General features: G+C 74.4%; 19 protein-coding genes. 7 read left to right on the top strand and 12 right to left on the bottom strand.

Features of this window, described 5'->3' with window-relative positions; all coding sequences use genetic code 11:
* The first annotated feature begins 166 nt into the window (after positions 1 to 166).
* From ettA to ACFZB9_RS14150, 3 genes are all read left to right on the top strand, one after another.
* Positions 167 to 1,831, top strand: coding sequence for an energy-dependent translational throttle protein EttA (gene ettA, locus ACFZB9_RS14140; protein WP_391446867.1), 1,665 nt, complete (start codon positions 167 to 169; stop codon positions 1,829 to 1,831).
* Between the two features lie 176 nt (positions 1,832 to 2,007).
* The gene (locus tag ACFZB9_RS14145) at positions 2,008 to 2,487 is read left to right on the top strand and encodes an acyl-CoA thioesterase (protein WP_391446869.1); all 480 of its coding nucleotides are present in this window, start codon (positions 2,008 to 2,010) and stop codon (positions 2,485 to 2,487) included.
* A gap of 82 nt (positions 2,488 to 2,569) precedes the next feature.
* A complete protein-coding gene (locus ACFZB9_RS14150) occupies positions 2,570 to 3,277 on the top strand; it encodes a hypothetical protein (protein ID WP_391446870.1) in 708 nt (235 codons plus the stop codon).
* A 92-nt stretch (positions 3,278 to 3,369) separates the two neighbouring features.
* On the opposite strand, the gene ACFZB9_RS14155 is transcribed toward ACFZB9_RS14150, so the two are convergent.
* From ACFZB9_RS14155 to ACFZB9_RS14205, 11 genes are all read right to left on the bottom strand, one after another.
* Positions 3,370 to 4,305 (bottom strand): ABC transporter ATP-binding protein, encoded by a 936-nt coding sequence (locus ACFZB9_RS14155; protein ID WP_391447381.1) that lies wholly within the window; start codon positions 4,303 to 4,305, stop codon positions 3,370 to 3,372.
* A 167-nt stretch (positions 4,306 to 4,472) separates the two neighbouring features.
* Complete coding sequence (locus ACFZB9_RS14160) at positions 4,473 to 7,451, bottom strand: FtsX-like permease family protein (RefSeq protein WP_391446871.1); 2,979 nt, start codon at positions 7,449 to 7,451, stop codon at positions 4,473 to 4,475.
* Positions 7,448 to 10,828, bottom strand: a complete 3,381-nt coding sequence (locus tag ACFZB9_RS14165) for an FtsX-like permease family protein (protein WP_391446873.1) — start codon at positions 10,826 to 10,828, stop codon at positions 7,448 to 7,450. Before ACFZB9_RS14165 ends, ACFZB9_RS14160 begins: the two co-directional genes overlap by 4 nt.
* Positions 10,829 to 11,048: 220 nt before the next feature.
* Positions 11,049 to 11,450 (bottom strand): globin, encoded by a 402-nt coding sequence (locus tag ACFZB9_RS14170; RefSeq protein ID WP_391446874.1) that lies wholly within the window; start codon positions 11,448 to 11,450, stop codon positions 11,049 to 11,051.
* A gap of 76 nt (positions 11,451 to 11,526) precedes the next feature.
* Positions 11,527 to 12,606 (bottom strand): FHA domain-containing protein, encoded by a 1,080-nt coding sequence (locus ACFZB9_RS14175; RefSeq protein ID WP_391446875.1) that lies wholly within the window; start codon positions 12,604 to 12,606, stop codon positions 11,527 to 11,529.
* Between the two features lie 55 nt (positions 12,607 to 12,661).
* The gene (locus ACFZB9_RS14180) at positions 12,662 to 14,008 is read right to left on the bottom strand and encodes a VWA domain-containing protein (protein ID WP_391446877.1); all 1,347 of its coding nucleotides are present in this window, start codon (positions 14,006 to 14,008) and stop codon (positions 12,662 to 12,664) included.
* A 53-nt stretch (positions 14,009 to 14,061) separates the two neighbouring features.
* On the bottom strand, positions 14,062 to 15,231 hold the full coding sequence (locus ACFZB9_RS14185; RefSeq protein ID WP_391446879.1) for a protein phosphatase 2C domain-containing protein: 1,170 nt from the start codon (positions 15,229 to 15,231) through the stop codon (positions 14,062 to 14,064).
* 4 nt (positions 15,232 to 15,235) lie between these two features.
* Positions 15,236 to 17,770: a tetratricopeptide repeat protein gene (locus tag ACFZB9_RS14190; protein WP_391446881.1), complete on the bottom strand. Its 2,535-nt coding sequence runs from the start codon at positions 17,768 to 17,770 to the stop codon at positions 15,236 to 15,238.
* Between the two features lie 5 nt (positions 17,771 to 17,775).
* Positions 17,776 to 19,125, bottom strand: coding sequence for a hypothetical protein (locus ACFZB9_RS14195; RefSeq protein ID WP_391446883.1), 1,350 nt, complete (start codon positions 19,123 to 19,125; stop codon positions 17,776 to 17,778).
* An 86-nt stretch (positions 19,126 to 19,211) separates the two neighbouring features.
* Positions 19,212 to 20,207: a glutamate ABC transporter substrate-binding protein gene (locus ACFZB9_RS14200; RefSeq protein ID WP_391446885.1), complete on the bottom strand. Its 996-nt coding sequence runs from the start codon at positions 20,205 to 20,207 to the stop codon at positions 19,212 to 19,214.
* A gap of 26 nt (positions 20,208 to 20,233) precedes the next feature.
* Entirely contained in the window at positions 20,234 to 21,619 is a 1,386-nt protein-coding gene (locus tag ACFZB9_RS14205; protein ID WP_391446886.1) for a hypothetical protein, read from the bottom strand.
* Positions 21,620 to 21,962: 343 nt separating this feature from the next.
* Between ACFZB9_RS14205 and ACFZB9_RS14210 the strand changes: the two genes are divergently transcribed.
* From ACFZB9_RS14210 to ACFZB9_RS14225, 4 genes are all read left to right on the top strand, one after another.
* Entirely contained in the window at positions 21,963 to 22,985 is a 1,023-nt protein-coding gene (locus tag ACFZB9_RS14210; protein WP_391446887.1) for a cytochrome c oxidase assembly protein, read from the top strand.
* A gap of 58 nt (positions 22,986 to 23,043) precedes the next feature.
* The gene (locus ACFZB9_RS14215) at positions 23,044 to 23,616 is read left to right on the top strand and encodes a nucleosidase (protein WP_391446888.1); all 573 of its coding nucleotides are present in this window, start codon (positions 23,044 to 23,046) and stop codon (positions 23,614 to 23,616) included.
* Positions 23,616 to 24,287: a DUF4291 domain-containing protein gene (locus ACFZB9_RS14220; RefSeq protein WP_391446889.1), complete on the top strand. Its 672-nt coding sequence runs from the start codon at positions 23,616 to 23,618 to the stop codon at positions 24,285 to 24,287. Before ACFZB9_RS14215 ends, ACFZB9_RS14220 begins: the two co-directional genes overlap by 1 nt.
* Before the next feature lie 82 nt (positions 24,288 to 24,369).
* Positions 24,370 to 25,014, top strand: a complete 645-nt coding sequence (locus ACFZB9_RS14225; RefSeq protein WP_391446890.1) for a DedA family protein — start codon at positions 24,370 to 24,372, stop codon at positions 25,012 to 25,014.
* Between the two features lie 27 nt (positions 25,015 to 25,041).
* Here ACFZB9_RS14225 and ACFZB9_RS14230 read toward each other — a convergent pair whose 3' ends face one another.
* Positions 25,042 to 25,623, bottom strand: a complete 582-nt coding sequence (locus ACFZB9_RS14230) for a TetR/AcrR family transcriptional regulator (protein WP_391446892.1) — start codon at positions 25,621 to 25,623, stop codon at positions 25,042 to 25,044.
* Positions 25,624 to 25,662 lie beyond the last annotated feature (39 nt).

A 25,662-nucleotide genomic window follows, 5' to 3' on the forward strand; every position in this document is an offset into this window, starting at 1 on the left:
ACAGCGGGGGAGGCGGACCGTGGGGGAGCCGGTCCGTGGGGGAGCCGTCCGTGGGGCCTCGGAACGTCCCAGTACCCGGGCGCGGGTTCGGGATGGTAGCCCGGGTGCGGCACAATGGAACGCTGACAGCCTGAAACACTCCTCGACGACGCCGGAGCGATCTCACGTGGCGGAATACATCTACACCATGCGCAAGGTGCGCAAGGCGCACGGCGACAAGGTCATCCTTGACGACGTGACGCTCAGTTTCCTCCCCGGAGCGAAGATCGGCGTTGTCGGCCCGAACGGCGCCGGTAAGTCCACGGTGCTCAAGATGATGGCCGGCCTGGAGCAGCCCTCCAACGGTGACGCGTTCCTCTCGCCCGGGTTCACCGTCGGCATGCTCCTGCAGGAGCCGCCGCTGGACGAGTCCAAGACGGTCCTGGAGAACGTCCAGGACGGCGTCAAGGAGGTCAAGGGCAAGCTCGACCGGTTCAACGAGATCGCCGAGCTGATGGCGACCGACTACTCGGACGCGCTGCTGGACGAGATGGGCAAGCTCCAGGAGGAGCTGGACCACGCCAACGCCTGGGACCTCGAGGCCCAGCTGGAGCAGGCCATGGACGCGCTGGGCTGCCCGCCCGGCGACTGGCCGGTCACCAGCCTCTCCGGTGGTGAGCGCCGCCGCGTCGCGCTCTGCAAGCTGCTGCTCGAGGCGCCCGACCTGCTGCTGCTCGACGAGCCCACCAACCACCTCGACGCCGAGTCGGTGAACTGGCTGGAGCAGCACCTGGCCAAGTACGCCGGCACCGTCGTCGCGGTCACCCACGACCGGTACTTCCTCGACCACGTCGCGCAGTGGATCCTGGAGCTCGACCGCGGCCGGGCCTACCCGTACGAGGGCAACTACTCCACCTACCTGGAGACCAAGCAGTCGCGTCTCAAGGTCGAGGGCCAGAAGGACGCCAAGCGCGCCAAGCGGCTCAAGGAAGAGCTGGAGTGGGTCCGCTCCAACGCCAAGGGCCGCCAGGTCAAGTCCAAGGCCCGGCTCGCCCGGTACGAGGAGATGGCGGCCGAGGCCGACAAGATGCGGAAGCTGGACTTCGAGGAGATCCAGATCCCGCCGGGCCCGCGCCTGGGCAGCGTCGTGGTCGAGGTGGACAGCCTCTCCAAGGCCTTCGGCGAGAAGGTCCTGATCGACGGCCTCAGCTTCACCCTGCCGCGCAACGGCATCGTCGGCGTGATCGGCCCCAACGGCGCCGGCAAGACCACGCTCTTCAAGATGCTGCAGGGCCTGGAGACCCCGGACTCCGGCCAGGTCAAGGTCGGCGAGACCGTCAAGATCAGCTACGTCGACCAGGGCCGCTCCAACATCGACCCGAAGAAGACCCTGTGGGAGGTCGTCTCCGACGGCCTCGACTGGATCAACGTCGGCCAGGTCGAGATGCCCTCCCGTGCCTACGTCTCGGCGTTCGGCTTCAAGGGCCCGGACCAGCAGAAGCCGGCCGGCGTGCTCTCCGGTGGTGAGCGCAACCGCCTGAACCTCGCGCTCACCCTGAAGCAGGGCGGCAACCTGCTGCTCCTCGACGAGCCGACCAACGACCTCGACGTCGAGACCCTCTCCTCGCTGGAGAACGCGCTGCTGGAGTTCCCGGGCTGCGCCGTGGTCATCTCCCACGACCGCTGGTTCCTGGACCGGGTGACCACCCACATCCTCGCCTACGAGGGCGAGAGCAGGTGGTTCTGGTTCGAGGGCAACTTCGAGTCGTACGAGAAGAACAAGATCGACCGTCTGGGCGCCGACGCGGCTCGTCCGCACCGCGCGACCTACAAGAAGCTGACCCGCGGCTGACGTCGCGTCAGCCTCTGCGGTAGCGGCCCGGTCGGGTGCCCGTTGGGTGCCCGGCCGGGCCGACCAATGGCTGGGCCGACCAATGGCTGGGCCGACCACCTGAGCCGACCGAGTAGGCCCGTGCCGACTGAATGCCCGGGCCGACCGAGTCCCTGGAAGACGAAGGAGAGACGTTCGTGGCGCGCCACATCTACGCCTGCCCGCTGCGGTGGTCCGACATGGACGCCTTCGGCCACGTGAACAACGTGGTCTTCCTGCGCTACCTCGAGGAGGCCCGGATCGACTTCATGTTCACCCAGGCCGCCGCCGCCGGCGCGGGGGAGTTCGCGGGCGGCTCGGTGGTGGCGCGGCACGAGATCGACTACAAGGTGCCGCTGGTGCACCGGCCGGAGCCGGTGACCATCGAGACCTGGGTGACCAGGATCGGCGGCGCCTCGCTCACGGTCTGCTACGAGGTGAAGGACCGGGCCGAGGACGGCACCGAGACGGTGTACGTCCGGGCGTCGACCATCGTGGTCCCCTACGACCTGAAGGCCGCCCGGCCGCGCCGGATCAGCCCGGTGGAGCGGGAGTTCCTCAGCCGTTTCATGGATGAGCCGGCCGCCGAAGGCCGACAGGCGGGCGTACCGGACCAGGTCGCGGTGGCTGCGGCCTGACCGGTCGCGAGACGTGGCGTGAACAGCGGGACGTAACGTGAACAGCGAGACGTAGCGCGAACAGAACGAAGTGAGTGCTCCCGTGATCAGTACCGCCCGGTTCGTCCTCGCCGACTCCCGCGAGGCGGCTGATCTCGGCGCGTTCCTGAGCCGCCTGCTGCGGTTCGACCGGGCGGCCGCGGTGCGGCTGCAGCTGGTCGCCGACGAGGCGGGCGGTGCCGGTGTGCTGGCCGTCTACGGGCGGTTGCCGCTGGGCAGCGCGGGGGTGCTCGCCCTGCGGACCACCCGGCTCGGCGCCGATGCCGAGCCGCTGCCGGGCACCACCGACCTCACCGTCTCGGCGGGTCAGCTGCTGGAGGGGGTGGACGAGGCAGGGTCCGCGCTCGCCGTGCCGCCGCCGGTCACCGGGCCCGCCTGGGCGGGACTGCTGCCGCCGCGCCGCGGCTGGCAGCAGCTCGGCGAGGTCGGCGCCGGGCTGGTGGTCCCCCAGGTGATGGCGGCCGTCGCCGAGTTCAAGGAGCGTTCGGCGCAGGTGCCGGAGCACCACCGGACCCGCGAGGTGCTGGACCGGCTCGCCGACGAGATCTGGTCGCGCCCGCTCGGCGCGCTCCCGGCGCTCCCGCTGCGCGCGGCCCATGCCGCCTACCGGATCGGCTTCCTGCACCCGGACGCCCGGCTGACGGCGCACCGTGCGGGCGGCTGGCTGCGGCTGACCGCACCACACGGGACGGTCGCACTGCGGGCCACGGCCGCCCCGGGCGCGGGCCTGGGGCTGACCCCGCTGCTCTGACGGTCGAAGCGGGTCGAAGCGGGCCGAAGCGGGCCGAAGCGGGCCGAAGCGGGCCCACCCAGCCGACCGCCCCCAGCCCCCAGCCCCCCGCCTCACGCCTCCCGCTGGTCGTCCGGCCGGACCGCGATGTGGTCGGCGGCCAGGTCGACCGCGACCCGGTGCTCCATGCCCAGCGCGGTGAGGAACTCCCGCGGCAGCTGCACCCGCCCGGTGCGGTCCAGCATCACGTACTCCCGCTCGCTGACCCGCTCCGTACCGTCCGCCTCGGTCACCGTCCGGCGCAGCACCTCGGAGGCGGTGCGCCCGTCGCGGATCGCCACCGTGCGGCGGACCTCGCCGGCCACCATGGGGTCGTGCGTCACGATCACCACGGTGGCGCCCAACTCGCGGTTGACGGTGCGGAACGCCTCGAAGATCCCGGCGGCGGTCTCCGAGTCCAGCTCGCCGGTCGGCTCGTCGGCCAGCAGCACCGAGGGGTTGTTGGCCATCGCCACCGCGATCGCCACCCGCTGTTGCTCACCGCCGGAGAGCTGGGCGGGCCGCCGCTCGGCCAGGTGGTCGATGCCGAGCGCGGCCAGCAGCTCGCCGGTCCGGGCGGCCCGGCGCTTGGCCCGGCCCGCCGACCAGCGATCGCCGTTCAACTGCATGGGCAGCGCGACGTTCTGGGCCGCGGTCAGGAACGGCATCAGGTTCCGGGCGGTCTGCTGCCAGACGAAGCCGACCACCTCCCGGCGGTAGTGCAGGCGCTGCTTGGGCGTCATGGTCAGCAGGTCGCAGCCCGCCACGGTGGCCGAGCCGGCGGACGGGACGTCGAGGCCGGCCAGGATGTTGAGCAGGGTGGACTTGCCGCTGCCGGAGGCGCCGACCAGGGCGATCAGGTCGCCCTTGCCGACCAGCAGGTCCAGGCCCTGGAGGGCCTGCACCTCGACCCGCTCGGCGCTGAAGATCCGCACCACCCGGTCGCACGCGATCACCGAGTCCTGCCCGTAGGCCGGGGCCTCGCGGGCGGTCAGCACGCGCTGACGCAGCTCGTCGAGGGTGACGTCCGACGCGGTGGACGTGACGTCCGACGCGACGGAATCCGCCGCCGGGACGCCGTCCGCCGCCGGGATGCCGTCCCCCGCCCGGACGCCGTCCCCCGCCGAGGCGTCGTCGGCCCCACCAGTACCGCGCCGCTCGCCGCTCGCCGATGTGCTCACCGCTGGTCACCCGCTCTCAACTCGGTATTGATCTGCCGCCGCCCGGCGAACAGCGTCTCCGCGATCACCACTACGGTGGACAGCCCGGCCAGGATCAGCGCCTGCCAGGCCACCTGTCCGGGGGCCGCTCGAAGCCCGCCGGGCACGCTCGTCCCGACCATGGCCGACAGGTTGACCGCCGTGCCCAGCAGCGGTGCCGACAGGCAGGCGATGCCGGCCCCGGCCACCGCGGCCACCAGGGTCTGCGGCAGCGCCTCGACCATGATCAGCACCAGCCCCTGGCGCGGACGCAGGCCCATGGTGCGCAACCGGGCCAGCAGCGCCGACCGTTCGGGCGCCGCACGCAGCAGGGTCAGCAGCAGCGAGAGCACGCTGTAGCCGGCTGCGGCGGCGACCGACGCCCAGAACAACTGCTCGGCCGAGTGCTGCAGCGGCTCGTCGGCCAGCTTGCGGGCGTAGTCGTCCCGGGTGGCGATGTTGAATCCGGCGTTCACCTGGGTGGTCGCGTCCTTGCCCGCACCCAGCTCCTGGTTCAGCAGCCCGCCCAGCACCGCGCCGGTGATCCCGTCGCCGCTGCCGAACCACGCCGTCGGCGCGTCTGTCAGCGGCGCCGCCGCCGGCCGCTGGTGGGCCACCGCCGCGCTCGACACCAGGAGCAGCGGCCGCTCGCCGAGCACCGGCACCGCGGGGGTGGCCTGGACGGTGCCGACCACCTGGATGCGCAGCCTGCCGTAGACGTCCGGCAGTTGGACGTCGTTGCCCTGGTTGCCCAGCCGGCCCGCGTAGGGGGCGTTGACCAGGGCGGGCACCGGGTCGCCGGCGTCGGCGGGGGCCTTCAGCAGCGCCGGGTCGAACTGGCCGTAGCCGACCTGCCGGGCCAGCGCGGCGTAGCTCTCCGGGTCGACCATGACGAGGATCGTGTCGGGCAGCGCGCTGCCGTCCGCGGTGCCGGTCGCGGCCGCGTCGTCGATCACCGCCGCAGTGCTGGAGCGGATCCCGGGCAGCCTGGCGGCGGCCGCGGGGAACCCGGGGGGCAGGATGGTGGAGGTGTCGGCCAGGACCCGGGCGTCGGCGCCCACCTCCTGACGGATCGCCACCTGACGGGCTCCGTCGGCGGAGCTCAGCAGGGTGACCCCGAAGCCGGCGGTGGTGATCGCGAGCAGCAGGGCCAGCAGCGGCAGCAGGGTGGGCCCCGGCCTGGCCGCCGATCCGCCGTCGGCGGTGGCCGTGCCGCCGCCGGGGCTGCTCGCGGCGCCGGTCCGGGTGGCCCGGGCCAGGCCGAGGAAGCCGATCGCACCGGGTCGCCGGGCCGCCCAGCGCACCCCGGGCGCGAGCAGCAGCGGGAAGAGTCTGGCCAGCAGGACCGCTCCGGCCACCGCCAGCAGCAGCGGCGCGGCGGTGAGCAGCAGGTCGAGCGAGGTGCCGGGCGGCGCCATGCCGCGCCGCTGCACCGCGAGGACGGCGGCCGCGGCCAGGGCCAGCGCGGCCAGTTCGGCCACCAGTCGGCGCGGGCTGCCCAGCAGCCGGGCGAACCGCCTCGGGCGGGCCGGACGAGGCGCCCGGGCGTCGCCGCGGCCCTTGCCGCGCGGACCGGTGCCGCGCAGCAGCAGGACCGCCCGCAGCGGGAACGGCAGCAGCGCGACCAGACCGGCCGCCAGGCCGGTCAGCACTGCCGCCGTCCAGCGCGGGGTGGGCAGCAGGGCCAGGGCGAGCGCGATGCCGAGCGCCGCCGCGGGCACGACCAGCACGGCGGTCTCGGCGAGCAGCCGCCCGCCGATGGCGGCCAGCGAGCCGCCGCGGGCCCGCAGCAGGAGCAGCTCGGCACGGCGGCGGTCCACCGCGAGCCCGGCGGCCAGCAGCAGCACCACCAGGGCCACCGCGCCGGCGCCGATCGGTCCGATCGCGTGCAGCGGAGCGGCGGCGGCCTGCTGGTTGCGCGCCTGGGTGAAGATGTCCGGCAGCATCGAGGCGGGGCGCAGGCCGGGGACTCCGACGCCGCTGCTCAGCGCGGTGGCCAACGGGCCGTCCAGCATCGAGCCGATCAACCGCTGTGCCTGGTCGAGCTGGTAGCTGTGCAGGTGGTGCCGGTCGATCGGGATCTGCCAGAACAGCTTGGCCGCGTTCCACTGGGGCAGCGCGCTCAGATCCTCGGGGGCGACCAGGGCGTTGGATTCCCAGTAGGTGGTGGGCGGCGTGCCGACGGACCCCAGGCAGGGGCTGGTGAGGCAGCCGGCGGTGGACCAGAGCGCCTGGTTCGGATCGGTCGGCTCGAAGATGCCGACCACCACGGCCTGGACCGAGGGCTCCGCCGCGTGCGGCCTGGACCGCGCCAGGGCGGTGAGCTTGCTGGTGTTCAGGGTGGCGCCCACGCCGAGCCCGAGGCGGTCGGCCACCGGCTTGGCGAGCGCGATGTCGAAGTGGCCGTTGCCGTCGTCGTCGAGGCTGTGGCCGTCGGGCAGTTTGCCGGCCACCAGCCGCAGGTGGGAGTCCTGGCCGTGCAGGGTGAACAGGCTGAGCGTGGGGTCCTCACCCTCGGGCCGGGGCAGCGCGGGGTCGGTCAGGTAGCGGTAGCCGCTGCTCGCGCCGTAGGAGTCCTCGTCGGGCGAGGGGGCCAGCGGGGCGGTGAGGTCGCCCCGCAGCCGCTGGGCGACCTGGTCCAGGACCCACGGGCTGTAGGCCGACCTGCTCCTGCCGGGGGAGTCGCTCTCCACGGAAGCCGTCAGGCTGCGCGCATGGGGCGTGGTGTCGCTGAGCAGCTTGGCCAGGGCCTGGTCGCTGTCCCGGTCCAGGGTCCGGGGCAGCGCGGCGGCCAGGAAGGTGCTGCCGAGCACCAGCAGGGCCAGCAGCAGGGCAGCGGCCCGGCTGCTGCGCAGCCTGGCCCTGACCCAGGGGGCCGGGGCCCGGCCGGCCATGGCGCCGCTCGCGGTCCGCTCGGTGGCGGGCTCGCGATCGAGCGGTTCGCGAGCGGGGCTCACATCTCCTCCGAGTGACGCAGACGGGCGATGGTCTCGCTGGCACGGGCGGGCCGCAGCACCCGGTGGACGGTGAGCAGGACCGGCAGCGCGGCCACCGCCGCGAGCAGCACCAGGACCTGCCCGAACGGCAGCACGACGAGCACCGCGGGCGTCGGGCGGTGGGCGTCCGCGCTGAGCACGGTCAGCGGCACCACCAGGTGCGTCAGCGCGGTCCCGAGCGCGGCGCCGACGCCGAGGCCGAGGGCGATCAGGATGCCCTGTTCGGCGGCGGCGGTCCTGGCCAGCTGCCGGTGCGCGGTGCCGAGCGCGCGCAGCACGGCGAACTCCGCGGCCCGTTCGCCGGCGGCGCCCACCGCGGCGGCGGCGAAGCCGATCGCCGCCAGCACCGCGGCCGCGACGGTCAGCGCCAGCAGCGCGCTCTGCGGGGCGGCGCCCAGTGGATCGTCCCGCAGGCCGGAGACCAGTTCCTGGTACACCTGCAGCTGGGCGGGCACGGTGCCCGCCCGCAGTGCGGCGGCGGCCTGGGCCGGGGCGGGGTCGGTCGGTCCGGTGCCGGGCAGCCACCACTCGGTGGGAGGCAGCGTGAGGCTCGCGTTGGCGCTCAGCATCTGGTCCACGGTGGGCAGGTCGACCATCAGCGCGGTGGTCGGGCCGCCGCTCTGGCCGCCGGCACCGGGCAGCGCGGGCACCACGGCGACGATCCTGGCCTGCAGACTGGCGGAGCCGAGCGACAGCGGGATCACCTGGCCGACGGCGGCGCCGGTGGCGGTGAGGTAATCCTTGGTGGCGAGCGCGTCGAGCACGGTCGGCGGGGCGCCGCCGGAACCGCCGACGGCCAGCCAGGTGTCCTTGTTCAGCTCGCGCTGCCCGGCCGTGTAGGTCACGCCGAACAGGTCCTGTCCGTTCGCCGGGGCGAGGGTGGCGCCGGACCGTACCGTCCAGCTCCGCGCCGCCGAGCCGATCGCCGTGGTCGAGCCGCCGTCCAGGTCGGTCGTGGTCATCCGGTGGACCGTCAACTGCTGTTGCAGGTCGCCGAACACGGGCCCGTCGTAGGTGAGTCTCACACCGGTCAGGGTGAGCGGATAGGCGGCCCGGCCGGCCGGGGAGCCGATCAGCGGGGCCAGGTCGGCCGAGACGCTGGTGTCGCCGTCCGCCGGGACACCGACGGTCAGGGCCTCGAAGGGAATCCCGTGCCGGTCCCGCAGTTCGAGCCGCACGGCCGGGGCGGGGGTCGGCGGGCCCAAGCCCGGGTCAGGGGTGAACTCGCCCGGGGGTTCCGCGGGTGTGGCGGACACGGCGGACCGCACCGACAGGTCGAGGTTCAGCCGGATCGGCTTGCCCGGCAGCACGATCCCGCCGACGTCGGCGCCCCCGCTGTCAGTACCGGTGCCGGTCAGCGGGGCGAAGAACTGCGCCGGGGTGCGTCCGCCGGACAGGTCCGGGCGCATCCGCACCGAGGCGGCGGCGGCCTTGGCGTCGATGGCCAGCAGCTGGCCGATCCTGCCGGCCTGCAGCGGGAGTTCCTGCCGTGAGACGGGCAGGAAGCGGGAGCCGGCGGGCAGTTGGTCCAGCACCCCGCCCTGGCCGAGGGCGGGCACCGCCAGGTTGGTCACCCGCAGCCCGCCGAGGCTGGCGAAGGCGGACTGGTCGCGCTGCGAGGCGCTCAGCGAGGCGGCCTGGCCGAGCGCCAGCATGCCCATCGAGATCGCGAAGACCATCAGCAGGACCGGGCCGGCGTTGCGCCGGGGCCGGCGGGCGAACTGCCAGCCGGCCAGCGCGCCGGGCAGCCCGCGCCGGCGCCCGGCCCACCGCTCGCCGAGCCGGGCGACCAGCGGCAGCAGCCGCAGGGCCAGCACGGTGCCGGCGCACAGGGCCAGGGTGGGCGCGGTGACCAGCACCGGGTCCAGGCCGAGCCGCCCGGAGGCGTCCGCGGACAGCGCCCCGCCGCCGGCCGCGGCGCTGCCCGCCGCCGTGGCGGAGACGCTGCTGCCCGGCCCGGAGCCGTAGTGCGCGAGCTGGAAGTAGGCGAGCGCGGCCAACACGAGGAGCGCGAGGTCGGTGCCGGAGCGGCCGAGTGCGGAGACCAGCGCCTGGCGGCGGCCGGCCCGGCGCTGCAGCACCGAGGTGCCCAGCACCCGGGTGACGGCGGGCACCAGCACCACCAGCACCGCGCCCACGGCCACCGCGAGCGCCAGCAGCCAGGAGACGGGCGTCAGTCCACCGCTCAGCCGCACCTTGGCGTGGGCCAGCGGTCCGTAGCGGCCGAGCAGGGTCAGCAGCGCGGGCGTGAGCAGCGGGGCGAGCAGCACGGCGGGCAGCGCCAGCAGGCCGGCCTCCAGCGCGGTCAGCCCGGCGATCCGGCGCCAGGTCGCGCCGCGCGCGGTGAGCAGGGCGTTCTCCGCGGCCTGGCGCTCACCCAGCAGCCGGGTCACCAGGACCAGGGCGGCGATCGCGAGGACGGCCAGTTGGAGCGCGCCGATCACCAGGGTGGAGCGGGCCACCAGCAGGTCGTTGTGCAGGTCGTCCAGGGCGCCGGTCAGCGAGCTGGTCGCGGTCATCCCGGTGCCGGTCCGGAAGGCGGCGATCTGCTGGGCGGTGCGGTCCCGCAGCGCGTCCAGCTCGGTGGCCCTGGCGTGCGAGAAGTCGCCGGTGAGCAGCAGGGCGAGGCTTTGCTGGGTGACCGTGCCGCCGGTGAAGACGGAGTCCTGGACCAGCAGCGGGCCGTAGGTGGTGAAGCCGTTGACGGTCACGCCGTGCCCGCCGAGCGGGTCGAGTTGCCAGTACGGATCGGCGGTGTCGGTGGGGTGGTAGGTGCCGGTGATCAGCACGTCCAGCGCGGAGCCGTCGTACCGGTCGACCAGGTGCAGCGCGGTGGGCAGTGCCTCGGGCCGCAGGCCGAGCCGGTGGGTCACGGTGTCCGGCACGGCCACCTGGACCGGGCCGCCGGGGGCGGCGGCCTGCGGCAGCCGGCCCGCGCTGAGGGTGACCTCGGCCGGGTCGAGCGAGGCGAGCAGGGTCAGGTCGGGGTCGACCGGCTGGCCGTTCGCACCGGTGGCGCCGGTGGCGGGCAGGCCGTAGGCGTGGCTGCGGGCGATCTCGCGCACCTGGGCGGGCAGCGGGCCGAAGATCCGGCTCGCCAGCCCCCGGACCTGCTGGTCGACCGGCGCGCGGCCGGAGCTCGCGACGTCGTCGGTGACCTGGACGGTGGCCCTGGCCCGGTCCTGGACGGCCATCGCGCGGCGTACCCCGGCATCGCCGACCCCGGATTCGAAGGCGTTCAGCGTGCAGAGCACGGTGGCCGTCAGGACGATGGTCAGCACCGCCGCCGCGGCCAGTGCCAGCCTGCTGCGCAGTCTGCGCAGAATGAAGCCGCCCATGGTCGATGCCCCTCCCCGAAGCCTCGGTCCACCCCCGTGTGGTGCCGTGCCCGGGCGCACCGGACACGGCGGAGGCCGTGTTCCGGCGTGCGGGACCCCTGCACCGAATAACGGGCGATGCTGTCAGAGAAGGTTCAGCTGGGGAAGGGTTTTGTAAGAAAGCGGTCAGTAACGAAACCAAATACGCACGGGGCATGTCAAAGGCGTAATCGACCTGTGTTCAGTGCGAGTTGACCATCGAGGCGGCCGCATAACTCAGGTACTCCCAGAGCTGCCGCTCGGCCTGCGGTTCCAGCGCGAGCTCGTCCACCGCCACCCGCATGTGTCGCAGCCAGGCGTCGTGCGCGGCCCGGTCCACCTTGAACGGCACGTGCCGCATCCGCAGCCGCGGGTGCCCGCGCTGCTCGCTGTAGGTGCGCGGACCGCCCCAGTACTGGATCAGGAACAGGGCCAGCCGCTCCTCGGCACCGGCCAGGTCCTGCTCGGGGTACATCGGGCGCAGCAGTTCGTCCTCGGCCACACCCTGGTAGAAGCGGTGCACCAGCCGACGGAAGGTGGCCTCGCCGCCCACCGTCTCGAAGAAGCTCTCCTCGTGACTCTCCGCACGCCCGATCTCAGTCATCCGACCATGGTCGCAGACTGCCGTGGGAAGCCGGAACCGGCCTTCGGTCGTACGACCGAAGGCCGGTTCCCCGCGGTCAGGCCCGCAGCATGGTGATCGTGGTCCAGGCGCCGATGTGGATCCGGTCGCCCTCGTTCAGCGGGATCGCGGTGTGCGGCGCCAGCGGCTCGGCACCGCCGTTGAGCGTGGTCCCGTTGGTGGAGTCCTGGTCCACCAGCACCCAGCTGCCGTCCGGCTGCTCGGCCAGCATCGCGTGCTGGTGCGAGGCGCCCGGGTCCTCCGGCGGCACCGACAGGTCGATCTCCGGGACGGTGCCCCGGTGCTGGCTGCGCCGTCCGATCCGCAGCTGGCCGCGGCCGGTGATCGGGATCCGCCGCTCGGGGCAGTACGGCGGGAAGAAGAGCCCGGAGGCCTCGGGGCCGCTGCGCGCCATCATGTCGGTGAAGTACTGCCGGTCGGCGCTGACCACGGCCACCCAGGTGGACCGGACCGGCTCCGGCTGCACCTGGGCCGAGGGCGGCGCCAGGTGGAACGAGGTGCCGTACGGGTCCCGGGACGGTTGCTCGGGCGCGGGCGGGTAGCCGGGCGGACCGGGCTGCTCGGGCGGCGGCGGGTAGCCGGGCAGGCCGTGCGGCTGCTCGGGCGCCGGCGGATACCCACCCGGCTGCTCGGGCGCGGGGTGGTAGCCGGGCTGCTCGGGCGCGGGGTGGTAGCCGGGCTGCGCGGGTGCGGCGTGGTAGCCGGGCTGCTCGGGCGCGGGCGGGTAGCCCGGGGCCCCCTGCTGCGGGTAGCCGTAACCGCCGTGCTGCGCCGGTCCGGGCTGCGGGTAGCCGAAACCCTGGTGCTGCTGCTGCGGCGGGGCGCCGGCGGCGAGCTCGTAGTCGTAGCCGCACTCCTCGCAGTACCGCCCGGTCTGCGGGGTCCGGCAGATCGGGCAGGTGACCAGGCCCTCGGTCGCACCGGCGTAGCCGCCGGGCATCCCGGGCGCGCCGGGCGCGGGGTGCATGCCGGGCGGGGCGGGCGGCATCGGCGGTGCCTGGTACGGGTCCACACCGACCGAGCCCGGCACCTGGCCGGAGGCCGGGTGCATCGGGAAGCCGCAGAAGTCGCACCAGTCCTCGGCCTGCGACTCATGGCCCCTAGGGCAGATCGGCATCAAGTCCCCCACATCTGAGCAGGTCCGGCCCGGAGCGGTACCAGGTCACGAAAGGTCACTTCTTCACACGGACGGTCTTGGTGGAGCGGGTCTCCAGCGTCATCGAGTCGGCCTCGCTCACATCCTTACGGAACCGAACCGTACCCTCCTTCGGGTCCACCACATCCACCACCTTCTGCAGAAGCTTGAAGGTGCCCTCGTTTCCGGTCTGGTGGGCCAGCCGCACGGCGGCGCCCAACTTGGCGGTGGCCCGGTCCACATCCCCGGCCCGGTGCGCCTCCAGGCCCTCCTGGATCGACTCGGCGAGTTCGGCCTGGCCGGTGTAGTGCGCGACCTGCGGGCTGATCCGCGTGGAGGAGGACAGGTCGTCGGTCCAGACCGCCTTGACCAGCCCCTGGGAGAGCACCTCGGTGGTGCCGTCGGGCTGCGGCAGCACCAGCGAGATCCGGGCGGCGAGCATCTCGTTGCCGACCGCGGCCGAGGGGACCTCCACGCAGACGTGGTAGTCGCGGCTCTCGTCGCCCCAGGACCCGGTGGGGTAGTCGCCGGCCCGCGGCCCGGCCTCGATGCGGCGCTCGGTGAGGTCCTCCAGGTTCGGGGCGACCTGCTTGACGAACCGGACGCTCGCGTTGGCCGGGGTCCAGACCCGCAGCGCCACGTCGGCGACCTGCTTGCCCATCGCGGCCTCCATCATCGAGCGGAAGTCGTCCGCCAGGCCCGAGGGCTCGGCCACGATGTCCACCGTGCCGAGCAGCGCGGAGGAGATCCGGCGCAGCTCGGCGATCTCCCAGTCGGTCCCCACCCCGCGGCAGTCGGCGGTGAAGTGGCCGCTCACCCGGTCCAGGACCCGCTGCAGGTCCTCCGGCTTCTCGTGCTCGTTGCGCCCGTCGGTGAGCAGGATGCCGTGCCGGATGGCGAAGTCGCGGCGGGTCAGGAAGAGCTTGTCGGCCAGCGTCAGCCAGCTGCCGATGGCGGTGCCGCCGCCCGCGGTGAGCTTGCGCAGCGACTGCTTGGCCGCCTCCCGGGTGGCCGGGGAGGCTATCGCCAGGCCGCCGTCGCCCGGGTAGACCTCCTTGGCCTCGTGGGTGCCGGCCACCACGGCGAAGGCCACGCCGTCGCGCACGGTGTCGATCGCCACGGCGGTGGCGTCGCGGGCGTTGCGCATCTTGGTCGGCGGGTAGTCCATCGAGCCGGAGCAGTCCACCATCAGCACCACGGCCGCGCTCTGGCCCGCGCCGGCCGCGCCGTCACTCGCGCCCAGCGGCCGGCCGCCGGTGGTGCCGCCGCCGGTGGCGGTGACGGTGACGATCGCGTTGACCTCGCGGGCGCCCTCGGCGAGGTACTCGTTCTGGAAGATGTCGGTGCTGAATCGGGGCAGGTTCGACTTGGCGAGACTGGCCATGGCCGTGGACTCCTGAGGAGGGGAAAAGGGATGTGGATGGCCGGGGAGCGTCGTCAGCGCGGCGGTAGCGGCGGGTGCGGCGGCAGCGGCGGTACGGCCGGCGGCCCGGGAGGGGCCGGCGGCGCGGTGATCACCGGGAGGTCGAGCAGCGTCTCGGTGTAGCCGCCGACCGGGTCGGGCACCACCGGCAGCAGCGCCACCGTGATGTTGTCGTGGCCGCCGGCCGCGACCGCGAAGGCCACCAGGGCCCGGGCCGCGCGCAGCGGGTCCTGCCGGGCGTCGAAGCGCACCAGGTCGGCCAGGTCGGTGGCGGCCTCGGCGTAGTTCCACAGCCCGTCGCTGCAGATCAGCAGCACCCCCGGGACGTGCGGGGTGAAGGCGACGGTGTGCGGCTCGACGTCCTCGGCGTCCGCGCCCAGCCAGCCGGTGATCGCGTGCGCGCGGGCGTCCGCGTAGGCCTCGGCCTCGCTCATCAGGCCGGCCGCCACCATGCCGGCCGCCCAGGAGTCGTCCTCGGTCAGCCGGTAGGGCTCGGCGCCGGTGCGGTCGTCCGGGATCCAGTAGGCCCGGCTGTCGCCGACCCAGCCCACGGTGACCACCCCGGCCGCCGCGACCGCGCCGACGAAGGTGCAGGCCGGGGCGTTGCGCCCGACCTGCTGGGAGCCGTCGCGGCCCAGCGCGGCCACCGCCTCGGCGGCCGCCATGATCGCCTGACGCATCGCCGGCTCGGGCGCCCGGCCGTGCTCCAGTGCGGTCAGCAGCGCCTCGCCGGCGCTGTCGGCGGCGGCCTGGGAGGCCTCGTCGGGCCGGGAGGCCGAGGAGACCCCGTCGCAGACCACCGCGACCTGGGCGCTCTCGCCGCCGGGCAGCGAGGTGGCCGCCACTGTGAAGGCGTCCTCGTTGCGGTGGTGGCGGATGCCGCGGTCGCTCACCCCGGCCACCCCGGACAGCTCGCGTTCCTGGTGGTCGCGCGGGCGCGGCTGGACGCCCCCGCAGGCCTCGCAGTAGCCGTCGGAGATCTGCGGCGAGCCGCAGTGCACACAGCCGTGCGGCGCCGGCAGCTCGAAGTCGGACTCCTCGGCGGCGGGCGAACCCGCCGCGGTGGAGCCCGGTGCCGTGGCACGGTCGGCGGCCGGGGCCAGGCTGCGCCCGCAGGCGCCGCAGAAGGCGTCCTCGGGGTCGAGCGGCTCGGCACAGAACGGGCAGACCCTCTGGTCGTTCATCAGCTCACACCCAGGTTCGCGGTCGGGTCCGGTTGGCCTGTTCGACCAGCTCGATCCTGGCCGCGGGCCGCTCGGCGAGCCGGGCCAGCACGCGGTAGGAACGCTCCAGGGCGAACCGCAGGTCGCGCTCGGCGGTGCCGTGCCCGAGCACGGTCACCTCCGGGTCGCCGGGCTTGCCGGACAGCGTCCAGCCGAGCGCGGCGTGCAGCACCTCCACCGACAGCTCCTCGCGCCGTCGGTCGTCCAGGCCCAGCGCGCTCAGCTGGGTCGAGCTGGCGGCCAGGTCGGCGCCGAGCGGCTCCGTGCCGGAGCGTTCCCGCAGCCGGGCGCGGATGCCCGCGACCCGGGCGGCGGTGTAGTGGCTGGAGGTCTCCGGCACCGACTCCAGGGTGCGCACCGCGCCGGACCGGTCGCCGGCCGCCAGGCTCACCCTGGCCAGGCCGAAGGCGGCGCTGACGTAGGAGTGGTCGGTCGTCCACACCAGGCGGTAGAACTCGGCCGCGTCCTCGCCGTGGCCCAGCAGTTCGGCGCAGACGGCCAGCGCCAGCTTGGGCGCCGCCTCGCCGGGGAAGGCGTCGTAGATCGCGTCGAAGGCCTCGGCGGCGGCCTCGGCCAGCGCCCGGGACTGCGCGGTGCCCTCGGTGTCGCCCGCGGCGGATCCGGCCGCCGTCAGCTGGGAGAGCCCGCGGTACCAGACCACCCGCCAGTCGTCCGCGTGGTCGGACTGCAGCTCGGCCAGCGCCTGGGCGGCGTCGGTGTGCCGGCCCAGCTCGATCAGCGCCCGCAGCTCGCGCAGCCGGCGCTCCACCGAGTTGACCGGCGCGCTCTGCAGCGCGCTGAGCACGTCGGCGGCCCGGGTGGCCATCAGGGCCGCCAGGAAGCCGGAGTTGGGGTCGTTCGGGTCCACTCGGGGCACCGGCAGGGCGAGCGCCGCGGCCGAGGCGTCGAGCGGGGCCAGCCGCGGCAGGCCGGGCGTCGGCGGCTCACCTTCGGTCACCAACTCGGTGTCGACCACCCGCAGTTCGGGGCCGAACAGGGTGGACAGGGCGGCCCGCTGGCCGCCGTCCTTGAGCGCCAGGATCTCCCGCAGCACGCCGGTGAGCTGGTCGGCCATCTCCTCGGCGGAGGAGAACCGGCGGCTGGGGTCCGGGTCGGTGGCGCGCACCAGCAGGCGGTAGAAGGACTCGTACTCGGCGAAGACCGGCACTTCTTCGGGGCCGGGCAGCTCGTCCACCCAGGTGGTGCTGTAGCCCTGGAAGTCGAAGGTGAGCACGGCCAGGGTGCGGGCCACGGTGTAGAGGTCGGAGGCGGGCGAGGGGCCGTCGGTGGCGATCTCGGGGGCCTGGTAGCCGACCGTGCCGTAGATCGGGCCGTCGTCGTCGAGGCGGCGCACCGCGCCCATGTCGATGACCTTGAGCGAGTCCTCGCTCTGGATCACGTTGTCGATCTTGAAGTCGCAGTAGACCAGGCCCCGGCCGTGCAGGTAGCCCAGCGCCGGCAGCGCCTCCAGCGCGTAGGCGATGGCCTGCTCGACCGGCAGCGGCTCGCGCCGGCCGTCGGGCGTGCGGCGCTCGTTGGCGATCTCCTTGAGCGACTTGCCGCCGACGTACTCCATCACGATGTAGCCGTCGACCGAGCCGGAGTTCAGGTCCGGGTGCTCGACGAAGTTGATGATGCGCACGATGTTCGGGTGGTCCACCTCGGCGAGGAAGCGCCGCTCGGCGATCGCCACCGCCAGCGCGTCCTCGTCACCGGTGTCCAGCAGGCCCTTGAGCACCACCCAGCGGTCGGAGACCCGGCGGTCGACCGCCAGGTAGATCCAGCCCAGGCCGCCGTGCGCCAGGCAGCCGAGCACCTCGTACTGGCCGCCGACCAGGTCGCCGCGGCGCAGCTTGGGGGTGAAGGAGTACGCCGAACCGCAGTTGGTGCAGAAGCCGTCGGGACGGCCCGGACGGCCGTTCTTCTCCCGGCCCACCGGACGCTCGCAGCTGCTGCAGAACCGCTTGCGCTCGGGGACCTCCGGGTTCTCCAGCACGGCCTGGGCCGGGTCGGCGCGCGGCACCGGAGGCACCGTCACCAGACCGGCGCCCAGCCGGCTGCGGCTGCTGGTGGTGCCGGTGGCCTTGCTGCTGCGCACCGAGACCGAGCCACGGGTGCCGGTGCGGGTGGAGCGGTGCGAGCGGGAGCGGCCCGACATCGAACGGGAGCCGGTGCGGCTGGAGGGTATCGAGCGCACCGAGGACGAGTCGCCGGAGCCCGACCCGGCGGCGGGCGCCGGGCCCCGGGCCGAGCCGCCCGCCTCGGGGGCCAGGCCGCACTCGTCGCAGAACCCGTCCGGGTCGATGGTGCCCGAGCAGTCGGGACGCCCGCAGGGCGAGCCCGGCCCGGCGACCGCGACGGCCGTGACCGCCGCGGCCTTCGCGGACACTGCGGCGCGGGCGGCCGGCACCGCCTGCGGCGCCAGGCCGCACTCGGTGCAGTAGCCGTCCTCGTCGATCACCCCGCCGGAGCAGTCCGGCCGCACACATGCTTCGCCCATGGCTCTCAATTCCCCTGTCCGTCGTACCGCCGGGCGTCCTGCGGCGCCGCCGCCGGACGCAGCGCCTGCTGGAACCTGGCCACCGCGGCCGCCGCCGCGCGCAGATCGCACGGCGCGCTCCACAGCAGCCACCGGGCCTTCTCGTACCGCTCGATCACCTCGGGGTCCTCGGCGACCCCGAGTCTGGCCGCCATCGCCTTGTAGGCGTCGAGCCGACCGCGCAGCTCGGCACGCACGGCCAGCGGCGCGGTCACCTCGGTCAGCGACTGCCGGGCGCGGGTCAACTCCTGGGCGGCCTGCTCCTCCAGGGCGTCCAGCAGCGGCGCCAGCCGGTGCCACTGCCCGCTCTGGCGCAGCTCGGCGGCCTGGTGCACGCCGTCGCGCAGCTGCGCCAGCGGCCCCGGCACGGCCGGCACCTCGGTGGCCGCGATCTTGGCCAGCACCTCGCCGCGGGCCTGCCGGGCCTCGCCCAGCGTGGCGTCCGCGCGCCGCAGCAGGTCGCCGACCTGGTGCAGCCGCTCGTCGGCCTCGTCGCGCAGCCGCAGCAGTTGCTCCAGCTCGACCCGGACGCTGTCCAGCGCCCGGCCCGCCCGGTCGAACCGCTCGGTGTCCACCGCGCCGGCCGCGCCGGCCTGCGCGAGGCTCATCTCGGCGGTGGTCTCCCGGCCGCGCTGCGCGGGCACCCGGGCCGGGCGCCACAGCGCCAGCGGGTCGGCCACCACCTCGGCCCGCAGCACGCCCAACTGCTGCTCCAGCCGGGCCAGCTCGTCACCGAGCGGGTGCGCGCCGACGCGCACGCCGACCGAGCCGGCCAGCGAGGACACCCGGCGCAGCTCGGCCAGCAGCAGGTCGATCCGGGCCGGCAGCGCCGACCAGACGGCGTCGGCGGCGTTGACCACCTCCAGCACGGTGGCGTACCAGTGGTTCATCCGGTCCATCAGCTCGCCGAGGCTGATCTGCTCCACCAGCCGGGCCGGGCCCGCCAGTTGCCGGGCCGCGTCGGGCAGCTGGCCGCCCGAGACGGTGACCGCCCGGCCGCGCAGCAGCTCGGTCAGCTCGGCCAGTTCGGGTGAACTCGGGCGCGCCCGGCGCGAGCGCACCGCGCGGGCGGCCGCCAGCGCCTCGGAGTAGCGGTCGAAGAAGGCCCACAGCAGGGCGAGCCCCGGCGCGGCCACCGACCACCGCTCCTCGGTGCGCCCGGACAGGGCCGCGCCCTCCAGCAGGCGCCGTCCGGGGTGGTCCTGGAGCGCGAGCAGCGCGGCCTCGACGGCCTCGCGCTCGGCGCTCAGCCGGGCCAGCTCGCGGTCCACCTCCTCCCGGCTCAGCACCGGGCCAGCGGATCCTGTCAACGCCACGCCCTTCTCTCCTCAGGTCAGCGGGTCTCGTTCTTGTCCGGATCAGTCTCCACCCGGCACCTGGTGGGCCGTCAGGCAGGTCGCCGTCAGGGCAGGTAATGGGCCGGCGGCGGGCCGGCGGAGGGGCCGAGGTAGGCCGCGAGCCACTTGTCGTAGCCGGCCTGCCAGGCGCCGCTGCTCCGGTAGTCGGCCAGCACCTGGTTGACCCGGGCCACCAGGTCGGGGGCGTTCTTGGCCATCGCGATCCCGTAGGGCTCATTGGTGATGGCGGGTCCGACCACCTGGACCGTCGGGTCCTGGGCCGCCTGGCCGACCGCGATCGCGTTGTCGGTCAGGGTGGCGTCCACCTGGCCGAGCTGCATCAGCACCAGGCAGTCGAGGTCGTTGCCGACCACCTTGACCGCCGCCGCACCGCGTGGATTCTGCCCCAGCTCGTCCTGTGCGGTGGAGGCGCTCGACACGCACACCGTCTTCCCCTTCAGGGCGTCGTCGACGCTCTTCGCCTTGGCCGCCTTCGGCACCACCACCTGCTGCCCGGCCTGGAAGTACACCGTGGAGAAGGCCACGTCGCCGAGCCGGTCGCAGGTGATCGTCATGGTACGCGCGATCAGATCGACCTCACCGCTCTTGACGGCTTCTATACGGTCGGCGGTCGGCACCATCTTGAACTGGACCTTGTTCGGATCGCCGAGGATCGCCTGCGCGATCGCGTGCACCAGGTCGATGTCGAAGCCCTCCACCTGGCCGGTGGACGGATCGCGGAAACCCCAGTGGTAGTTGTTCTGGTCGACGCCGGCGATCAGTACGCCGCGCTTGCGGATCGCGCTCACGGCCGGGCCGCTGTCGCTGCTGCTCGGCGGCAGGCTCTTGGTCGGGTCGCAGTCGGTCGCGCCGGTCGCCGTGGTCGCGCCGGTCGCGGCGTCGGCCCGCAGGCCGGCCGTGGCCGTGGCCGTGGCCGTGGACGCCGATGCCGCGGGCCGCTCGGGGGCGCCCGACGCCGCGCCCGCGAGGGCGAGCGGGGCGAGCAGGGCGGTGGCGAGCAGCAAGGTGCGGGCCCGCCGCGGCAGGTGTCGCCTCGTCATCGGTACTCCGCTCGTGGGTCCGGTGCTCATCGGTACTCCGCCAGGCGCCGGCCGAGGCCGCGCAGCACGCCGGCCGCGCCGAGCAGGGTGAGCAGGCTCGCGGCGGGGACGACGGTGCCGGTGGCGTCGCGTCCCTTCTGTGCCGCGCTCAGGAAGTCGGCCTGTTCGACCTTGACCGCGTTCGCGAGGTCCTGGTCCAGGCTCTGGTAGACGGGCTGGGTGCTGTCCGGGCCGGTGCCCACGGTGGCGTCCAGCGCGCCCTGGTAGTCGCCGGCGTTGTTCCTGGCGTCGGCCGCGGTGTGCCGCTGCGTCCAGAGCGCGAACTGGTCGCGGGCGGCCTCGATGGCGCTCAGCGCGCCGCCGGGAGCCAGCTGAGCGGCGCCCGCCAGCGCCGCGCTGTCGGCCTGCACCGCGCTGGTCCACTGGTTGGCGTACTGGGTGGTGGAGCCGCGGGCGACCAGGTTGAGGTTCTCCGCGGTGCGGGCCCGCAGCGCGTCGGTCCGGGCCAGGTCGAGCGCCTGGAGCGGGGTCGCGCCGTGCTTCAGGCTGTCGGAGAGCGCCGAGTCGGCCGCCAGCACCCCGCCGGTCAGCCAGAGCAGGGTGACCAGCACCGCCGCCGTGGCGCCCAGCAGCCCGGGGTTGAAGACCCGGTTGGTGTGCCGGAAGAGTCGCAGCTGGCAGCGGAGCAGCGCGGCCAGCACCAGGACCCCGAGCACGTAGGCCGCCCAGGGGGTGGCCCGTGCGTCGGCGTAGTCGTGGTTCAGCCGGGCCGTTTCGGCGTCCGCGAGCTGCTGGGCGATCGGCAGCAGTTGGGTCTGCATCGAGGTGGAGGCGTAGCTCAGATAGGCCGCGCCGAGCGGCAGGCCCTGCCGGTCGTCGGCCCGCGCGGTCTCCACCAGGCCGGAGTAGACGGGCAGTTGCTGGTTGAGCCGGCTGATCGAGGCCTGCGCCTGGGCGGATCCGCCGCTCTGTGCGGCGGCCTGGCTGAGCAGTTGGGCGGCGCTCGCCAGGTCGTCCTGGTAGCGCTGGCGAACCTGCTGCGGCTCGTTGCCGGCCAGCAGGAAGCCGGCGGCGGCGGTGGTGTCGGCGTCCGCCAGCGAGCGGTAGATCTCGGCTGCCTGCTGGCTCAGCGGCTGGCTGCGGGTGACCACCTGGTCGGCGGCCTGGCTGCGGCCGGCCACCTGCCAGCCGGTCAGCGCGCCGGAGCCGAGCATCAGGACGACCAGGCCGATCGAGGTCAGCCGCAGCCGGCCCGGGGCGCTGTCGGCCGCCGCCCGCCACCGGTCGCGCCGCCGCGGGCGCGGCGCGGCAGCCGGCCCGGCCGGTGTGTCGGGTTGCTGCCGTGGCCCGGGCGGTGGCGCGCCGCCGCCCTGCCCCGGCGGTCGAGCCGCCGTCCGCACTGATGTCGCCACCCGCCCCACCCTCCCCGGTGGGCCGCCCCGACGATCGGGGAGCGGCCCGTTGCCAGCAGTATGGCCATCAGGTCCGACGACCACACGTGACGTGTGCTGCAGTTGTGACGCCTCTGTGGCTCCCTGGGGCCGCCGGTAGCGCGGCCGTTGCCGGGCCGCCCCGGCGGGTCCAAGACGCGAGGGGCACCTTATGCGGTTCCGGCCCCGGTGGGGGAGGGATTACGGCCCATCGGGCCGATCGCGCCGGGCGGGCGACACGGTGCCCCGCCGACCGTGATCGTCTTCCGGTCGGCCATGATGGCTCGGGAACCGCCGCACCCCGGCGGAGCATGGAGCGCGAACGATGCAGAGCACAGCTGTCCTGACCACGGCCGCCGGGTACCACGGGCCGCCGCCCTGGCAGTGGGCCGACCTGGCCACCTCGTGGACCGCCGAGCCGGTGGTGCTGACGCTGGCCGTGCTGCTCGGCGGCGGATACCTGCTGGGCGTGCGGTCGCTGGCCAGAGCCGGCACCCGCTGGCAGCCCACCCGCACGCTGGCGTTCCTCGGCGGACTGCTGCTCTGGGTCTGGGCGACCTGCTCGGGCCTGGGCGTCTACGAGCGGATCCTGTTCACCGACCGGGCCGTGCAGGTGGTCCTGCTGCTGATGCTGGTCCCGCTCTTCCTCGCGCTCGGCGCACCCGTCTCGCTGCTGGCCGAGACCGCCTCGCCGGTGTGGCGCGAGCGGATCCTGCGGGCGCTGCGCAGCGGCCCGTCCAAGGTGCTGATGTTCCCGGCCATCTCGACCGCGCTGCTGATGGCGCCGCCCTGGCTGCTCTACTTCACGCCCTGGTACGAGAAGTCGCTCAGCAGCGGGGCCTGGAACATCGGGCTGCACGTGTCGCTGGTGCTGCTCGGGCTGGCGTACTTCTGGCCGCGGCTGCAGATCGACCCGGTCGGGCACGAGTACCCGCACCTGGTCGGACTCTTCATCACCTTCGCCGAGGTGATCTTCGACGCGGGTCTGGGCATCGTGCTCATCTACGGCGGGCACATCGTCGCCGAGCACTACTACGTGGCGCTGGACCGCCCGTGGGGCCCGAGCATCGCGCAGGACCAGACCTGGGGCGGCAACAGCCTCTGGGTGCTGGGCGACCTGGTGGGCCTGCCGTTCATCTGCGCGCTGGTCCGCCGCATGATCGTGCAGGGGCGCGAGGAGACGGCGGCGGTGGACGCCGAGCTGGACGCGCAGTACGAGGCGGCGGTCGCCGCGGCGACCACCAAGGGCCCTGAGGCGACGGCCGCGGTGGGGGACGGCGAGGTGGGCATGCGCCCGTGGTGGCTGGACGATCCCAACCTGAAGCACCGCTACGGCGCCGAGAGCTGAACGCGGCGGGGCCGGCCGCCGGGCGGGATCCGCGCGGCGGCTGACTACGATCGGCAGCATGCAGCTGATCGGAACCGTCGCCCCTGACCGCCCGCTCCTCGTCCTGGCCGTGGCCGAGGAGGCCGCGTACCTGGACCGCGGCCTCCCGGTGCTGCTCACCGGCATGGGCAAGGTGAACGCCAGCGCCGCGCTGGCCACCGTGCTGGCGAGCGGACCGCACCCGCGCGAGGTGATCAACCTGGGTACGGCGGGCGCGCTGCGCCCCGGCCTGGACGGGGAGTTCCACGAGATCGGCACGGTGCTCCAGCACGACCTGGACACCGAGGTGCTGCGCACGCTGACCGGCCGCAGCTTCGGCGGCCCGCTCACCCTGGCCGCCGAGGGCCTCACCCTGGCCACCGGCGACCTCTTCGTCTCCGACTCCGCGGCCCGCGACCGGCTGGCGGCCCAGGCCCACCTGGTCGACATGGAGGGCTACGCGCTGGTGGACGTGGCCCAGCGCGCGGGTGTGCCGGTGCGGCTGGTCAAGTACGTCAGCGACCAGGCGGGGGAGGGCGCCGACCTGGTCTGGCGCGAGGCGGTCGACGGCTGCGCCCAGCGGCTCGCGCAGTGGGTCGGAGAGCACCTCTGATGGCACTGCCGCCCACCCGGTCCGAGGAGTGCGTCGAGTCCGCCCCGTCCGAGGAGTCCGCCCCGGCCGGGCAGCCGGTCCCGCAGCGGCAGATCAGGGCCGCCTACACCGACGAGACGGTGACGGTCTACCAGGCCTACCCGCCCGGGATCGGCGAACCCACGGCGCGCGACGGGCAGTTCCCGGCCGTCTGGAGCCGGAGCAGGATGACCTGGATCAAGCCGAGCTTCCGCTGGATGATGTACCGCTGCGGCTGGGGCACCAAGCCGGGCCAGGAGGTGGTACTGGCGCTGGAGATCAGCCGGGCGGGCTTCGAGTCGGCCCTCGCGCAGGCCTGCCTGTCGCACTACGACCGCGACGTGCACCCCGACCGCGCGGCATGGGCGGACCGGTTGCGCGAGACCACGGTGCGGGTGCAGTGGGACCCGGAGCGCGACCTGGACTTCACGGCGCTGCCGTACCGCTCGCTCCAACTGGGCCTGGCCGGGTCGGCGACCCGCGACTACGCGGACCACTGGCTGCGCTCGGTGCGCGACGTGACGCCGCTCGCCCACGAGGTGCACCGGCTGGTGCGGGCCGGCGACCGGGCGGCCGCCGCCGCGCTGCTGCCCGCCGAGGCGCCCTACCCGCGGCTCGCCGAGCCGACGGCACGGGAGCTGCGGCTCTCCTGAGCACCGGCCGGCGAACACCGGCTGCGCCGGGCGGGGCACCGCGTACGGTGGGGAGGGACACGACGCGGAAGGAGCGGCGGCCATGGGCTCGATCACCCACTGGCTCGGCGGGCTCTCCGGGCCCCTGGTGTACGCGGTGGTGGCGGCGCTGGTCTTCTCCGAGGACGCGCTCTTCGTCGGCTTCGTGCTGCCGGGCGAGACCGCGGCGGTCCTCGGCGGCACCATCGCGGCCGCCCACCGCGGGGTGGACCTGCCGCTGATGATGCTGGTCGTGGTGCTGGCGGCGATCCTGGGCGACACGGTCGGCTACGCGGTCGGGCGGTACTTCGGGCCGCGGCTGCTGGAGACCGGGCCCGCGGTGCGGCACCGGGACAAGCTCGACCGGGCCCGCGGCTTCATCCGGGAGAAGGGCCCGGCGGCGGTCTTCTTCGGCCGCTTCGTCGCCCTCTTCCGCGCCCTGGTGCCGACCCTGTCCGGCGCCTCGCACATGCCCTACAAGCGGTTCGCCGTCTTCAACGTGGCCGGCGGCACGCTCTGGGGCGTCGGCTTCACCCTGCTCGGCTTCGCGGCGGGCAGCGCGTACGCCCGGGTCGAGCACCTGGTCGGCACGGTGGTGGCGGTGGTGGTCGGGGCCCTGGTGGTGCTGGCGCTGGGCATCTGGCTCTGGCGCCGCCACCGGCGCGAGCCGGGCGAGCCGGCCGCCCGGGCGGACGACCGCTCGAAGTAGCCGCCCGGGGCCGGGCGGCCGGAGCCGTCAGGAGGCTCGGGTGCCCGGCCGGGACCGGGCGGCGAGCAGGCCGAGGACGCCCTCGACGGCCTCGGTGAACGGCTCGGTGGAGTCGGCGGCGCGGGCCAGCACATAGCCGCCCTGGAGCACCGCGACGATGGTGGAGGCGGTGGCGACCGGGTCGAGTGCCGGGTCCAGCTCGCCGCTCTCGCGGCCCTCGGCCAGCAGCTCGGCGAGCCGGCCGCGCAGCCAGCCGAAGGTCTCCCGCACCGGACGGCGCAGCGTCGGGTCGGCCATCACCTCGGGGTCCTGGGTGAGCCGCCCCACCGGGCAGCCCCGCAGCACGTCCCGCTCCCGGTGCAGGTAGACGGTGAGCCGCTCGATGGTGCTGCCGGGGCCGTCGAGCTCCAGCGCCGCCTTGGCGCGCATCTCCTCGGCGGTGCGGGTGATCGCGGCGAACGCCAGATCGGGCTTGCCGTCGAAGTGGTGGTACATGCTGCCCTGGCCCACGCCCGAGAGCTGCTGGATGGCCTTGGGGCTGGTGCCGACGTAGCCGCGCTCCCAGAGCAGTTCGCGGGTGCTTTCGATGAGGCGCTCCGAGGTACTCACGCCCGCGATCGTACCTACCAGTAGGTACAGATGCAAGAA

Source organism: Kitasatospora sp. NPDC008050, from assembly GCF_042957465.1.
Lineage (GTDB): Bacteria > Actinomycetota > Actinomycetes > Streptomycetales > Streptomycetaceae > Kitasatospora.